The 13,898-nt window shown below is 61.1% G+C and carries 10 protein-coding genes; 4 read left to right on the top strand and 6 right to left on the bottom strand.

The genetic code is table 11. The features are described 5' to 3' along the window. The first annotated feature begins 16 nt into the window (after positions 1-16). The gene (locus KL786_RS08625; RefSeq protein ID WP_029300092.1) at positions 17-250 is read left to right on the top strand and encodes a hypothetical protein; all 234 of its coding nucleotides are present in this window, start codon (positions 17-19) and stop codon (positions 248-250) included. Positions 251-399: 149 nt separating this feature from the next. Here the strand turns inward: KL786_RS08625 and sulA are convergent, their stop codons facing one another. Beyond that, positions 400-879 (bottom strand): SOS-induced cell division inhibitor SulA, encoded by a 480-nt coding sequence (sulA, locus tag KL786_RS08620; protein ID WP_032863311.1) that lies wholly within the window; start codon positions 877-879, stop codon positions 400-402. Between the two features lie 10 nt (positions 880-889). Then, positions 890-1,498 (bottom strand): transcriptional repressor LexA, encoded by a 609-nt coding sequence (gene lexA, locus KL786_RS08615; protein ID WP_029300096.1) that lies wholly within the window; start codon positions 1,496-1,498, stop codon positions 890-892. Positions 1,499-1,761: 263 nt separating this feature from the next. On the opposite strand from lexA, the gene psrA reads away from it, so the two are divergent. After that, positions 1,762-2,469 carry a transcriptional regulator PsrA gene (gene psrA / locus KL786_RS08610; protein ID WP_032863310.1) on the top strand — a complete coding sequence of 236 codons (708 nt, stop codon included), beginning with the start codon at positions 1,762-1,764 and terminating at the stop codon, positions 2,467-2,469. Positions 2,470-2,609: 140 nt separating this feature from the next. Continuing rightward, positions 2,610-3,620 carry a beta-N-acetylhexosaminidase gene (gene nagZ / locus KL786_RS08605; protein ID WP_215517326.1) on the top strand — a complete coding sequence of 337 codons (1,011 nt, stop codon included), beginning with the start codon at positions 2,610-2,612 and terminating at the stop codon, positions 3,618-3,620. Positions 3,621-3,715: 95 nt separating this feature from the next. On the opposite strand, the gene KL786_RS08600 is transcribed toward nagZ, so the two are convergent. Genes KL786_RS08600 through mfd form a run of 3 tightly spaced genes read right to left on the bottom strand, consistent with a single transcriptional unit; the run spans position 3,716 to position 10,445 of the window. Then, a complete protein-coding gene (locus tag KL786_RS08600; protein ID WP_215517325.1) occupies positions 3,716-6,409 on the bottom strand; it encodes a DEAD/DEAH box helicase in 2,694 nt (897 codons plus the stop codon). 9 nt (positions 6,410-6,418) lie between these two features. Then, positions 6,419-6,985 carry a CsiV family protein gene (locus KL786_RS08595; protein WP_215517324.1) on the bottom strand — a complete coding sequence of 189 codons (567 nt, stop codon included), beginning with the start codon at positions 6,983-6,985 and terminating at the stop codon, positions 6,419-6,421. A gap of 10 nt (positions 6,986-6,995) precedes the next feature. After that, complete coding sequence (mfd, locus tag KL786_RS08590; RefSeq protein WP_215517323.1) at positions 6,996-10,445, bottom strand: transcription-repair coupling factor; 3,450 nt, start codon at positions 10,443-10,445, stop codon at positions 6,996-6,998. Between the two features lie 338 nt (positions 10,446-10,783). Here mfd and KL786_RS08585 point away from each other — a divergent pair, with 338 nt between their 5' ends. Then, on the top strand, positions 10,784-12,247 hold the full coding sequence (locus tag KL786_RS08585; RefSeq protein WP_215517322.1) for a glyceraldehyde-3-phosphate dehydrogenase: 1,464 nt from the start codon (positions 10,784-10,786) through the stop codon (positions 12,245-12,247). Positions 12,248-12,407: 160 nt separating this feature from the next. On the opposite strand, the gene KL786_RS08580 is transcribed toward KL786_RS08585, so the two are convergent. Then, positions 12,408-13,706 (bottom strand): MFS transporter, encoded by a 1,299-nt coding sequence (locus tag KL786_RS08580; RefSeq protein WP_032863304.1) that lies wholly within the window; start codon positions 13,704-13,706, stop codon positions 12,408-12,410. Between the last annotated feature and the right edge of the window lie 192 nt (positions 13,707-13,898).

The following is a 13,898-nucleotide window of genomic DNA, read 5'->3' as shown; positions in this document are numbered from 1 at the left end:
TGGAGAACAGATTTTTATGCCAACGTCCTTTCTGGAAATTGTTGAACTGCCCGACGGCCGAATTGAGCTGCGCAGGGCTGAGGACGAGGGTTCTCTGGTGACTTTGGATTTTTCCGAGGACGCCAAGGCATTCCTGCAAGGCCAACACGTGGAAGTGGCAAAAGCCATGCTGAGCGTTGGTGTGCAGATGGCGGGGCGCCTGGCTGAAGGCGAGCCGGAGAAAGATGACGGTCCACGGATTCTTCACTGAGTCCGTTTGTCGTTTTTAAGATTCAAATGCTCAATCGGCTTCTCAATTCTGTAGAAGCCTAGCGTCCATCGCAGGCACTGACCTGACGTCAGGCTGCAATCGGACGACCTGTACCACTCCCGATAACGCGTTGCGCGTCAGGCTCGGGCTTATCCCAAACGAATATTCAAGCTCTGTGCATCGCCCGTACGCGCTGCGCTGATCAACTGCTGCTTGGCCGAAGCGCCCAGTGGATTCAGCCAACTGACCACCGTGTGGCTACGCCCGAGGCGCAGCGCTTCACAGGTCAGTTGCTGGGCGCTCTGGGTGCCGCGTGGTTGCAGCAGCAGGATGCGTTCGCGGTTCAGGCCCGCATCCCGCAACCAGGCCTGGGTCAGGCTGGAGGGCGGGGCGATCAGGGTCAGCCAGCGGGCGTCCTGTTCTTCGCTCAGGTTGCGAAGAATGGGGGCCAGCAGGCTCAGGCAGTTCCCGGCAGCGCCGCGCAACGACAATTCACTGAATACCTCGGGTTCAGCGGTGGCGGTCCATGGGGACTGCACCGTCTCGTTGAGGATAGGTGCAAGTGGCTGGGCCAAAAAGGCCTCAAACAGCGGCAGTTGTGTGTGTTGTTGCACGTGTGGGAACTGCATGATGCCTCCGTTAGCGGCGAATAACGCCGACACTCAAGCCTTCGATCACCAGGTCCTGATCCTTCAGGTTGACTTCAATCGGCGAAAACTCGGGGTTTTCTGCCAGCAGCCAGACTTTGCTGCCTTCGCGCTTGAAGCGCTTGACCGTCACTTCATCGCCGATGCGGGCCACGACGATCTGGCCGTTGCGCGCTTCGCGGGTGGTGTGGACGGCCAGCAGGTCGCCGTCGAAAATGCCCACGTCCTTCATACTCATGCCATGGACCCGCAGCAGATAGTCGGCGCGAGGATGGAAGAAGGTCGGGTTGATATTGCAAGACTCTTCGACGTGCTGTTGTGCAAGAATCGGCGCACCGGCAGCGACCCGGCCGATGATCGGCAGGGTCGATTCGTCAGCCTTGGCTTCAAAGCCAGGGATACGAATGCCGCGCGATGCACCTGGGGTCATTTCGATCGCGCCCTTGCGGGCAAGGGCCTTCAGGTGTTCTTCGGCAGCGTTGGGGGATTTGAACCCCAGCTCCAGGGCGATTTCGGCCCGGGTCGGCGGATAGCCGTTGTCGTCGAGGCAGCGCTTGATAAAAGCGAGAATCTCAGCTTGGCGTGGCGTCAGTTTTAGCATGTTGATCGCTCTGTCTTTTTATACAGTGACTGGGATTATATACAGTGAACTGCGCTTGGCAATCATCGTTTTTACCGACTCCGCCGGACGGTCATCCGTCGGTCCTTGCAAAGCCTTGGGATAGCGCTGCCAACAGGCCGTTGAAGATGTGATTAAATAGGTGCGAATCGGGTGACTGCCCGGCCGGAAAACGGACCTGCAGGCTTGACATTGCACAAGGTGAAACGTATGTTTCAAACAAGTGTTTGTCAGGCGGAGTAGCCATGGCCCAGTCGGAAACCGTTGAACGCATTCTCGATGCTGCCGAGCAGTTGTTCGCGGAAAAAGGATTTGCTGAAACTTCATTGCGGCTGATCACCAGCAAGGCCGGGGTCAACCTGGCGGCAGTGAATTATCATTTTGGCTCGAAAAAGGCTTTGATCCAGGCGGTGTTCTCACGCTTCCTCGGACCGTTCTGTATCAGCCTCGACCGTGAGCTGGAGCGGCGCCAGGCCAAGCCTGACAACAAGCCAAGCCTGGAAGACCTGCTGGAAATCCTCGTTGAACAGGCCCTGGTGGTACAACCGCGCAGTGGCAACGACCTGTCGATCTTCATGCGCCTGCTGGGCTTGGCTTTCAGTCAGAGCCAGGGCCACTTGCGACGTTATCTCGAAGACATGTACGGCAAGGTATTCCGTCGCTATATGTTGCTGGTCAACGAGGCGGCCCCGCGTATTCCCCCTATCGAATTGTTCTGGCGCGTGCACTTCATGCTCGGTGCGGCGGCGTTCAGCATGTCCGGGATCAAGGCCTTGCGCGCCATTGCCGAGACCGATTTCGGGGTCAACACCTCCATTGAACAGGTGATGCGCCTGATGGTGCCTTTCCTGGCGGCCGGCATGCGTGCCGAAAGTGGTGTCACCGACCCGGCCATGGTGGCCGCGCAGTTGCGTCCCCGGAGCAAGTCTGTGCCCGTGCCTGCCAAGGTTTAACCACTGGCGTCTGGGCGCCACCGCTTGCATCCGCTAAGCTAGCCGCCCATGCCGATTTCAAACAGTTACCCGCACCCCGCCGCCTTGCCAGGCTTGACCTGGCGAGGCAGCGGGGTGCGCGCGTCATTCAAGGAAAAATTATGACTGCTGCCCTACAAGGCTCTTTGATGGTGGACGTCGCCGGCACCTGGCTGACGGCTGAAGATCGTCACTTGTTGCGCCAGCCTGAAGTGGGCGGCCTGATCATTTTTGCGCGCAACATCGAACATCCACGGCAAGTGCGGGAGTTGAGCGCGGCTATTCGCGCGGTACGCCCGGACCTGCTGCTGGCTGTCGATCAGGAAGGCGGGCGAGTGCAGCGCCTGCGCCAGGGCTTTGTGCGTCTGCCGGCCATGCGCGCCCTGGCGGACAATCCCAATGCCGAACACCTGGCCGAACAATGCGGCTGGGTCATGGCTACTGAGGTACTGGCCGTCGGCCTGGACCTTAGCTTCGCCCCGGTGCTGGACCTCGACTACCAGCGCAGCGCCGTCGTAGGCACCCGCTCGTTCGAAGGCGATCCTGAGCGTGCCGCGCTGTTGGCTGGGGCCTTTATCCGGGGCATGAACAGCGCCGGCATGGCGGCCACCGGCAAGCATTTCCCGGGCCATGGCTGGGCCGAGGCAGATTCCCACGTCGCCATTCCCAATGACGAGCGCAGCCTGGAACAGATTCGCGCCCATGACCTGGTGCCGTTCGCACGCCTGAGCAAGCAATTGGCTGCCGTGATGCCTGCGCATGTGATCTACCCGCAGGTCGATAATCAGCCGGCAGGTTTCTCGCGCCGCTGGTTGCAAGACATCCTGCGCGGTGAGTTGCAGTTCGATGGGGTGATTTTCAGTGATGACCTGTCCATGGCCGGTGCTCATGTGGTGGGGGATGCGGCGAGCCGTATCGAAGCGGCTTTGAGCGCAGGTTGCGATATGGGGCTGGTGTGCAATGACCGTGCGGCCGCTGAACTGGCCCTGAGTGCCGCCCAGCGCATGAAGGTCACGCCGTCGGCGCGGATTGCCCGGATGCGCGGGCAGGCGATTGCGTCGACTGACTATAAGCAGAATCCGCGGTGGTTGGCGGCGCTCGGCGCGCTTCGGGATGCTCAGTTGATCGAATGAGATTGAGGTGCGCCTATCGCAGGCAAGCCAGCTCCCACATTTGAATGTATTCACAGATCAAAATGTGTGGCTTGCCTGCGATAGCGGCCTAACAGTCAGCGCTTCTCTTGCTTATTGGGCAGCGGCGCAAACAACGCCTCGATATCCTCATTGCCCAACTTCCAGTCGCCAGTGGTGCGTCCATCCAGCACGCCCGCCGCCAGGTCTGACTTTTCCTGCTGCAACGCCTGGATCTTTTCCTCCACGGTACCGCGCGCAATCATCTTGTACACAAACACCGGTTTTTCCTGGCCGATGCGATAGGCGCGGTCGGTGGCCTGGTTTTCCGTGGCCGGGTTCCACCACGGGTCGTAGTGGATCACGGTGTCGGCTTCGGTCAGGTTAAGCCCGACGCCACCGGCCTTGAGGCTGATGAGGAAGATCTGCAACGTGCCGCTCTGGAAATCTTTCACCGGTGTGCGGCGGTCGCGGGTCTGGCCGGTCAGCAAGGCATAGGCGACTCCGCGTTTTTTCAGCTCGATCTCAATCAGGCTGAGCATTGAGGTGAACTGGGAAAACAGCAGAATCCTGCGCCCTTCGGCAAATAGCTCGTCAAGCATCTCCATCAGGCTATCGAGCTTGCCCGAGCTGCTGCCGCGTGCGGGCAGGGTGGCATCGTTGACCAGGCGCAGGTCACAACAGACCTGACGCAGCTTGAGCAGCGCTTCAAGAATGATGATCTGGCTGCGGGCCACGCCCTTGCGGGTGATCTCGTCGCGGACCTTCTTGTCCATGGCCAGGCGCATGGTTTCGTACACGTCGCGCTGCGCTTCATTGAGGTCGACCCAGTGGATGATCTCGGTCTTGGGCGGCAGCTCGGTGGCCACCTGTTCCTTGGTGCGGCGCAGCAGGAACGGTTTGATCCGGCCGTTGAGGTGCTGCAATCGCACCTCGCTGCCGCGTTTTTCGATGGGCACGCGGTAATCACGGTTGAAGCTCTTAACATCACCCAGCCAGCCCGGCAGCAGGAAATGGAACAGCGACCACAGCTCGCCCAGGTGATTTTCCAGCGGCGTGCCGCTCAGGCACAGGCGCTGGCGTGCATTCAGCTCGCGGGCGGCCTGGGCGGCCTTGCTGGTGGGGTTCTTGATGTATTGGGCTTCGTCGAGGATCAGCACATGCAGCGGCTGCGCGGCCAGTTGCTCGATGTCCTTGGGCAACAGGGCATAGGTGGTCAGCAGCAGGTCGTAATCTTGCAGTTGCGCGAAGTGCTTCTTGCGTGCGGCTCCGTACAGCGCCAGGACCTTGAGCTGAGGAGTGAAGTGCGCCGCTTCGTCGAGCCAGTTGGGGATCAGGCTGGTCGGCATCACCACCATGCACGGTCGGTCCAGGCGCCCGGCGATTTTCTCACTGAGAATATGCGCCAGGGTCTGTAGGGTTTTGCCCAGGCCCATGTCGTCCGCGAGAATCCCGCCCACTTCCAGTTGCCGCAGGGACTGCATCCAGCTCAGACCTTCGAGCTGATACGGGCGCAATGTCGCGTTCAGGCCCTCGGGCGCCGTGCAGGTGAAGTCCTTGATATCCCGCAGGCGCTGGGCAAAGTTGCGGATCTGCTCGCCGCCTTCCCATTGCAGAGGGAGGTCTTCCAGCGGGTTGAGGCGAATGGCGTCGGCCTTGGCCAGACGCAAGGCGGTGCTGCCGGGCTCTTGCAGGTAGAACTCACCGAGGGTCGCCAGCACCGGTTTGAGCCGGCCATAGGGCAGCGCCACTTGCAGCGGGCCGTGGCCGCCATTGGGTAAACCGGGGATGTTCACCAGGATCAGTTCGTCGTCGCGGCGGCGCGCGAGTTTTTCCGGGTTGAGAATTTCGGTGTGGGAGCGCATCAGGTTCAACAGGATCGGCAACAGGCTCAGGCGTTCGCCATTGACGATAATCCCCAGCTCCAGGTCGAACCAGTCGCGTTCCGGCATTTCATCGACGCTGGCGTACCAGTCATCGACGGGGCTCAGGTCGAAGCCGAAGTCCTCATCGATCTGCAACTCCCAACCCTCGGCGCGCAGGGTCGGCGAGGCGTTGAGGGTGAAGTTCAGCCAGGCGCTGTCATTGACCATCTCAAACAGCTCGCCGGCGCTTTCTGGCAAGGCCTTGCTCTGGCGGGTGGCGATCTTGAAACCGAGCAGGCGCAATTGTTCGCGAAACTGTTGCTCGACCTCGGGGTGGCGCTTGATCCGCAGGCTCTGGGTTTCCTGGCGGACTACGATATCGGCGTTTTTCTGGCCGCTGACGTAGTTGCCCAGATAGTTGAACGACAGCGCCGCGCGGTGCTGGATGTAGCGCTGCATCTTGCCGTTGCGCGGCTCAAAGGCGCTGAACTCGATGCTGGCCAGCCACAGGCGCGGGATCGGCTGCACGTCTTCGAGTACCACTTGTGGCAGCACTACACGGTTATCCAGTACGGCCTGGAGCTTTTCCAGCAGCTCGGCATCCTTGGCCGCCGCGGGAAAGGCCAGGGTTTCCTGGACTTGCAGCAACACCGCCGCAATGTGTTTGCAGTTGGTGTGCACGGGGCAGGTGCAGCGGCTGTCCACCAGGATCAAGGTGCCTTTGGCCGATTCGCGCAGGGAGATGGTCTGGCGGTAGACATTGCCGCCTGAGCCTTCGCAACTGGCGATGATGGTGCTGTCGCCCGACTCGACGATGCGTACGCGGTTTTCCAGGGCGTAGCGCCGGCCGCGCTCCAGGCTTTGCTCCTTGAAGCGGTTGGCCCAGGAAGGCGCCAGGGGTTTGGTCAGCGGCGACGGCAGGGACATGGTGCTGGATCAGTCCGCCAGGCCGGGCGGTGGTACGCTCGGTGGCTTGGCGGTGAGGGAGGTGATCTTGACCAGCAGGGCCAGATGGCCGCCGTCCAGGTAGTTGAGCTGGTTGTTCTTGGTGCGTACGTCCGGCTGGCTCAGGTGTTCGCTGGCAATCACGCTGCCGTTGTTGTCGAACTGGTTGAGCCAGAAGCTCGCATCAATCCGGGTGAAACGCCCCAGTTGCAGGTCCAGGGTGCCCTGGATGGGGAACTGGCCGAACTGTTCCTGGCCGTCGGTGATCTTCAGCTTGACCGCCTGTTCGCCCAGGTTCTGTTCCCAGGCCTTGTGCAGCAGCACGGTGTAGTCGCCACTGGCCTGGAGTTTCTCGACGATATTGTTCAGGCGTGGCGGGCTGATTTTCTCGATGCCCTGGCGCGCGTCGACAGCCCAGTTTTCCGGGGCGGGCCGGCTGTTGAGCTGGGGTTCCGCATTCTGGCGGACCAGGATCATTTCCACCTGGTAGAGGCTGTCGGCAAATGCCGAAGGTGCGACTACCACCAGCAACAGGCTCAGGATATGGAACAGGCGCATGGGGCGTCCTTCAAGCAGATTTCGGGATGAGGCGTTCAAACAGCGCCTCCAGTGTATTAAAGCGCTCTTCTGCACGTTCCATCGGCACCATGAACTTGAACAGCGTGGCACCTTCGAATTTGTAGCGGTTGGGCTGGCCCTGGATCAACTTGATCAGCACCAATGGGTCCACCGGCGTCTGCGCTTCGAACTCGATACGCCCGCCTTGGGGGCCGGCGTCGACCTTCTTGATCCCCAGTTGCTCGGCCTGCAACTTGAGCAGGGTCAGGCGCACTAGGTTCTTGGTCGGTTCCGGCAACAGGCCGAAGCGGTCGATCATCTCCACTTGCAGGTCCTTGAGGCCTTCTTCGTCGGTGGCCGAGGCGATGCGCTTGTACAGGATCAGCCGCGCATGCACATCTGGCAGGTAGTCCTCGGGAATCAACGCCGGCAAACGCAGGTTGATTTCCGGGCCGCCGCCCAGTGGTTGGTCGAGGTTCGGCTGCTCGCCTTTGCGGATGGCCTTCACCGCGCGTTCCAGCATCTCCATATAAAGGGTGAAGCCCACGGCCTGGATCTGCCCGCTCTGGCCGTCGCCCAGCAGTTCACCGGCGCCACGGATTTCCAGGTCGTTGGTGGCCAGCACAAAGCCCGCGCCCAGGTCCTGGGTGTTGGCGATGGCCTCCAGGCGTTTTTCGGCGTCGCCAGTGATTTGCTGGCGCGGTGGCGTCAGCAGGTAGGCATAGGCTTGGTGGTGACTGCGGCCGACCCGGCCACGCAACTGGTGCAGTTGTGCCAGGCCGAACTTGTCGGCACGCTCGATAATGATGGTGTTGGCGCTCGGCACGTCAATGCCGGTCTCGATGATGGTCGAGGCGATCAGCACGTTGAAGCGCTTGTGGTAGAAGTCGCTCATCACCTGTTCGAGTTCGCGCTCGCGCATCTGCCCGTGGCCGATGCCGATCCGCGCTTCCGGCACCAGTTCGGCGAGGTCGGCGGCGCATTTCTCGATGGTTTTCACATCGTTGTGCAGGTAGTAGACCTGGCCGCCGCGCAGCAACTCGCGCAGCAGGGCCTCTTTGATCGTGCTGTTGTTCTGCTCCATGACGAACGTGCGCACCGACAAGCGCCGCGCTGGCGGTGTGGCGATGATCGACAGGTCGCGCATGCCCGACACCGCCATGTTCAGCGTGCGCGGGATCGGCGTGGCGGTCAGGGTGAGGATATCGACCTCGCTGCGCAAGGCCTTGAGCTGCTCCTTCTGGCGCACGCCAAAGCGGTGCTCTTCGTCGATGATCACCAGGCCCAGGTTCTTGATCTTCACGTCGTCCGACAGCAATTTGTGCGTACCGATGACGATGTCGATCTTGCCTTCGGCCAGATCGGCGACAGCGGCATTCACTTCCTTGGCCGACTTGAAGCGGCTCATCACCTCCACGGTTACCGGCCAGTCGGCAAAACGGTCGCGGAAGCTGTTGTAGTGCTGCTGGGCGAGCAGGGTGGTCGGCACCAGGATCGCCACCTGGCGGCCGCCATGCACCGCGATAAACGCGGCGCGCATCGCCACTTCGGTCTTGCCGAAGCCCACATCGCCACAGACCAGGCGGTCCATGGGCTTGGGTGCGAGCATGTCGGCGCGCACCGCATCGATGGTGGTTTGCTGGTCCGGGGTTTCTTCGAAGGCGAAGCCGGCGCTGAAGGTGGCGTAGTCGGCCTTCGGGTCGGCGAACGCATAACCTTCGCGGGCCGCGCGGCGGGCATAAATGTCCAGCAGTTCGGCGGCCACGTCGCGCACCTGTTCGGCGGCCTTGCGCTTGGCTTTCTGCCAAGTCTCGGAGCCCAGGCGGTGCAACGGCGCGAGGGCGTCGTCGCTGCCGGTGTAGCGCGCGATCAGGTGCAGGTTGGCCACGGGCACGTAGAGCTTGGCGCCCTCGGCGTATTCCATGGTGAGGAATTCAGCGGCCTGGTTGTCGATCTCCAGGGTCTGCAGGCCCAGGTAGCGCCCCACACCGTGGTCGATATGCACCACCGGTGCGCCTTCGCGCAGTTCGGTGAGGTTCTTGATGACCGCGTCGTTGTTGGCGTCCGCACGTTTTTCCCGGCGCCGGCGCTGCATCACGCGTTGGCCGAACAGCGGGCTCTCGGCAATCAGCGCCAGGGCCGGATCATCCAGTTGCAAGCCTTCGTTGAGCGGGGCAATGGTGATCGCCAGGCGGTCTTTGCCGGCTACGAAGTCCGGCCAGCTGTCGACGGTTTTTGGCCGCAGCTTCAAGCGTTCCAGCAACTCCAGCAGCACTTCGCGGCGCCCGGCGGATTCGGCGGTAAACAGCACGCGGCCCGGGAAGTCGCCGAGGAAGTCGGACAGCGCTTGCAGTGGCTGGGCGGCCTTGGCTTCGATGGCCAGGTTCGGCAGGGCCTGGGCCGGGAAGCGTTCGCGACCGACACCGGCTTCCACATCCTGTTGGCTGGCAACCACGCGCGGCCAGTTCTTCAGGCGGGCGAAGCAGTCTTCTACCGGCAGGAACAGTTCGGCAGGCGGCAATAAAGGCCGGGATGGATCGACGCGGCGCTCTTCATAACGGTTACGCACATCGTTCCAGAAGTTTTCCGCTGCCTGTTCGATGCCTGGCAGCGAGAACACCTGGGTGTCCTGGGGCAGGTAATCGAACAGGGTCGAGGTTTCATCGAAGAACAGCGGCAGGTAGTACTCGATACCGGCGGGGGTAATCCCGCTGCTCAAATCCTGGAAGATCGGGCAACGGCGGAAGTCCACGTCAAAGCGTTCGCGAAAGCGCGCCTTGAAGCGTGTAACCGCGTCTTTTTGCAGCGGGAATTCCCGGGCCGGCAGCAGCTTGATCGACTGCACCTTGTCGATGGAACGCTGGTTTTCCGGGTCGAAGGTGCGCAGGGTCTCGATTTCGTCGTCGAACAGGTCGATGCGGTAGGGCAGTTTGCTGCCCATCGGGAACAGGTCGATCAGCGCGCCGCGCACCGCGAATTCACCATGCTCGTACACCGTATCGACGCAGCGATAGCAGCTGGCTTCCAGGCGGGTGCGCATTTGCTCCACATCGAGCTTCTGGCCGATATCCAGCACCAGGCTGCTGCCGAGCAGGAACTTGGTCGGGGCCAGGCGGTGCAGGGCGGTGGTGATCGGCACCACCAGCACGCCGTGGGCCAGTTCCGGCAAGCGGTACAGGCTGGCGATGCGCTGGGAGATGATGTCCTGGTGCGGCGAGAACAAGTCGTAGGGCAGGGTTTCCCAGTCCGGGAAATGCAGCACCGGCAAATCGGGGGCGAAGAAGCTCAGCTCCTGCTCCAGCCGTTCGGCACTTTGGCTGTCGGCGGTCAGTAGCAGGGTAAAGCGCTTGGCTGCACTGGCAGCCTCGGCAATGGCCAGGCTCAGGGCGGCACCGGGCAGATTGCCCCAGTGCTGTTTACCTGCCTCGGCAGGGAGTAGCGGTAGACGCAGGACGGGCACGGAAGGTTGAGCTCCAGCGTTGCGACAAAGTCGGTAATTGTAACGGCCCGGAGTGCCGCCTGTCAGTTGCTGACTGTGCCTATTACGGTTTGTAGGAAATGTAGTGGCTAAGACAAACAATGCGCGGTTTTGTCTCGATATGTAGTGCAAAAATGCATGGATGTTTCGGAGGGTTACGGACAAGTCGCCCGGGTCTTTCTCCGAGGGGTACGCTGGAAGCCGCGTATTTACTGGGCTGTAGCGCGGCGAAAATTATGTGCAAGGGCTTTTGTTGCGTGGTGCGCATTGCTCCGAGGGCGGTCGGGCGGCATAATGTAGCCCCTTTTTTCTGCCCCTACATGTGGAAGGTTCCCGTGACTCAGAAGCCCGACCAGTGTCTTGGTGAATGGATCGACCGTGAAGCACTCGCTGAAGCGATGATTCCGCTTATCGGTCAGCTGTACCGCAATAACAATGTGGTGAGCTCGATCTATGGCCGCAGCCTGATCAACCAATCAGTCATCGCGATTCTCAAGGCTCATCGCTTTGCTCGCCATCGTTCTGCCGACGATAGCGAACTCTCCGTCCACGAAACATTCCCTCTGCTTAAAGCCATGAGCGAGCTCAAGCTCGGCGCGGCTTCGGTGGACCTGGGCAAGTTGGCCTACAAGTTCCGCAACGAAGGCAATGGCCGTACTGCCGAGCAGTTCGTCCGTGAAGAAATGGCCGACGTGGTTGGCCAGCAAAACGCCGCGGCCCGCAAAGGCACCGACGTTGTGTTGTACGGCTTCGGTCGTATCGGCCGCCTGCTGGCACGCATCCTGATCGAAAAAACCGGCGGTGGCGACGGCCTGCGCCTGCGGGCCATTGTCGTGCGCAAAGGCGCCGAGAATGACCTGACCAAGCGCGCGAGCCTCTTGCGCCGCGACTCGGTACACGGTTCGTTCAATGGCACCATCACCATCGACGAAGAAAACAACACCATCACCGCCAACGGTAACCTGATCCAGGTGATCTACGCGAAGAACCCGACCGAGGTGGATTACACCCAGTACGGCATCCAGAACGCACTGCTGGTGGATAACACCGGCGTATGGCGTGATGCCGAAGGCCTGGGCCAGCATTTGGCCTGCCCGGGTGTCGATCGCGTTGTGTTGACCGCGCCTGGCAAGGGCAAGCTGAAGAACATCGTTCACGGCATCAACCACAACGAAATCACCGCTGACGACAAGATCGTGTCCGCCGCTTCCTGCACCACCAACGCCATCGTGCCGGTGCTCAAGGCAGTGAATGACAAGTTCGGCATCATCAACGGCCACGTCGAAACCGTTCACTCGTACACCAACGACCAGAACCTGATCGACAACTTTCACAAGGGCGATCGCCGTGGCCGTAGCGCCGCGCTGAACATGGTCATCACCGAGACCGGTGCGGCCACCGCTGCTGCCAAGGCCCTGCCTGAGCTGGCCGGCAAGCTGACTGGTAACGCGATCCGTGTGCCAACGCCGAACGTGTCGATGGCCATTCTCAACCTCAACCTTGAGAAAGCCGCCACCCGTGAAGAGATGAACGAGTACCTGCGCTACATGGCGCTGCACTCCGATCTGCATAAGCAAATCGACTTCGTCAACTCGCAGGAAGTGGTATCGACCGACTTCGTGGGCTCACGCCACGCCGGTGTGGTGGATGCTGAAGCGACCATCACCCAGGATAACCGCGTTGTACTGTACGTCTGGTACGACAACGAGTTCGGTTACAGCTGCCAGGTGGTTCGTGTGATGGAAGACATGGCCGGGGTCAACCCGCCTGCGTTCCCACGCTAAGCATCAGCGCTAAATGAAAAAGCCCCGACTGGTTCGGGGCTTTTTTGTGTCTGGGGGATTGTGGTGGGTTTGAAGGCCTCATCGCGGGCAAGCCCGCCCTACAGTTTGATTTGCGAATACATTCAAATGTGGGAGCGGGCTTGCCCGCGATAGCGATCTATCAGGCCCCACCGACCACCGAAGCCTGCGCAGTGCGCAGTTCATGCCGGTTACCCTTGAACAGCACCAGGGTCGCAACCAACCCCAGCACCGCCGCCCCACTGAGCCAGATCCCCGGCGCGGCCTTGTTATCCAGCACATGGATCAAGTAGGTACAGGCCGCTGGAGTAAAGCCGCCAAAGGTCGCGGTCGCCAGGCTGTAGGCCAGGGAGAAACCGGTGGTGCGCACTTCCACTGGCATGATCTCGGTCAGAGCGACCACCATGGCGCCGTTATACGAGCCATAAAGGAACGACAACCACAGCTCGACGATCAGCAGATGGCTGAAACTGGGGTTGGCCACCAGCCACGACAGCGCCGGGTACGCCGTGAGGATGGCCAGAATAGTCGCCCCCAGCAGTAGGGGTTTGCGGCCAATCTTGTCCGACACTGCCCCCATGACCGGCAGCCAGAAGAAGTTCGACAAGCCGATGCATACGGTAACCAGCAACGCATCCAGGTCTGACAGGTGCAACTCGGCCTTGCCGAAGGTCGGTGTGTAGGCGGTGATCAGGTAGAACGACACCGTGGTCATCACCACCAACGCCATGCCAGCCAGGACGATGCCGAAATTCTGGCCGATGGAACGGATGATTTCCTGCAGGGTAGGGCGATGTTTGCGCGCCTGGAATTCCGGGGTTTCCTCTAGGGAGCGGCGAATCACGAAGATCACTGGCACGATCAGGCAACCGATCAGGAACGGCACGCGCCAGCCCCATTCACCCATTTCCTCGGGGCTCAGCCAATGGTTCAGGCCTACGCCCAGCAGGCCGGCAAATACCACGGCGGCTTGTTGGCTGGCGGATTGCCAACTGACAAAGAAACCCTTGCGCCCCGGGGTGGCGATTTCTGCCAGGTACACCGAGACCCCGCCCAGCTCGACACCCGCAGAAAAGCCTTGCAGCAACCGGCCAAACAGCACGATCAGCGGTGCGGCCACTCCGAGGGTGGCGTAGCCAGGGACGCAGGCGATCAGCACGGTGCCGGCAGCCATCATGGCCAGGGTGATCACCAGGCCTTTTTTACGGCCGTGGCGGTCGATGTAGGCGCCGAGGAAAATTGCCCCCAGCGGGCGCATCAGGAACCCGGCACCGAAGGTCGCCAGGGACAGCATCAGGGACGCAAAGGCACTGTCGGCAGGGAAGAAGGTCTTGGCGATGGCCGTGGCGTAGAAGCCGTAGACCATGAAATCGAACATTTCGAGGAAGTTACCGCTGACAACGCGAAAGATCGCCTTGCCTTTGCCCGTGGTGCTGGACATGTCATTTACTCAACTGGCTATCTTGTTGGAAATCCCTGGTTGTTGTTCGTCCGTGCTGCAGGATCTAGGCGCGCGGCGGCGCCAAAGATTTTTGTAACCATATGTGTATCCGTGGTGGTGAGCAACAAAAACCGTTAGCAAGCTGGCTATTAGCCCCTGGCCGGGCCTCATCAGGCGACGACATGCCGCATA

It is taken from the genome of Pseudomonas sp. TAE6080, from assembly GCF_018732265.1.
Taxonomy (GTDB): domain Bacteria; phylum Pseudomonadota; class Gammaproteobacteria; order Pseudomonadales; family Pseudomonadaceae; genus Aquipseudomonas; species Aquipseudomonas brenneri.
The sequence above is the reverse complement of the archived record's forward strand: the minus strand, read 5'-3'. Positions and strand labels throughout refer to the sequence as shown.

Bases quoted from the DNA above. Each gene is read 5' to 3' on its own strand.
- KL786_RS08595 (WP_215517324.1), bottom strand. From the start codon at position 6,985: ATGCGCCTGTTCCATATCCTGAGCCTGTTGCTGGTGGTAGTCGCACCT.
- nagZ (WP_215517326.1), top strand. From the start codon at position 2,610: ATGACTGCTGCCCTACAAGGCTCTTTGATGGTGGACGTCGCCGGCACC.
- KL786_RS08585 (WP_215517322.1), top strand. From the start codon at position 10,784: ATGTGGAAGGTTCCCGTGACTCAGAAGCCCGACCAGTGTCTTGGTGAA.
- KL786_RS08625 (WP_029300092.1), top strand. From the start codon at position 17: ATGCCAACGTCCTTTCTGGAAATTGTTGAACTGCCCGACGGCCGAATT.
- KL786_RS08580 (WP_032863304.1), bottom strand. From the start codon at position 13,706: ATGTCCAGCACCACGGGCAAAGGCAAGGCGATCTTTCGCGTTGTCAGC.
- KL786_RS08600 (WP_215517325.1), bottom strand. From the start codon at position 6,409: ATGTCCCTGCCGTCGCCGCTGACCAAACCCCTGGCGCCTTCCTGGGCC.
- lexA (WP_029300096.1), bottom strand. From the start codon at position 1,498: ATGCTAAAACTGACGCCACGCCAAGCTGAGATTCTCGCTTTTATCAAG.
- psrA (WP_032863310.1), top strand. From the start codon at position 1,762: ATGGCCCAGTCGGAAACCGTTGAACGCATTCTCGATGCTGCCGAGCAG.
- sulA (WP_032863311.1), bottom strand. From the start codon at position 879: ATGCAGTTCCCACACGTGCAACAACACACACAACTGCCGCTGTTTGAG.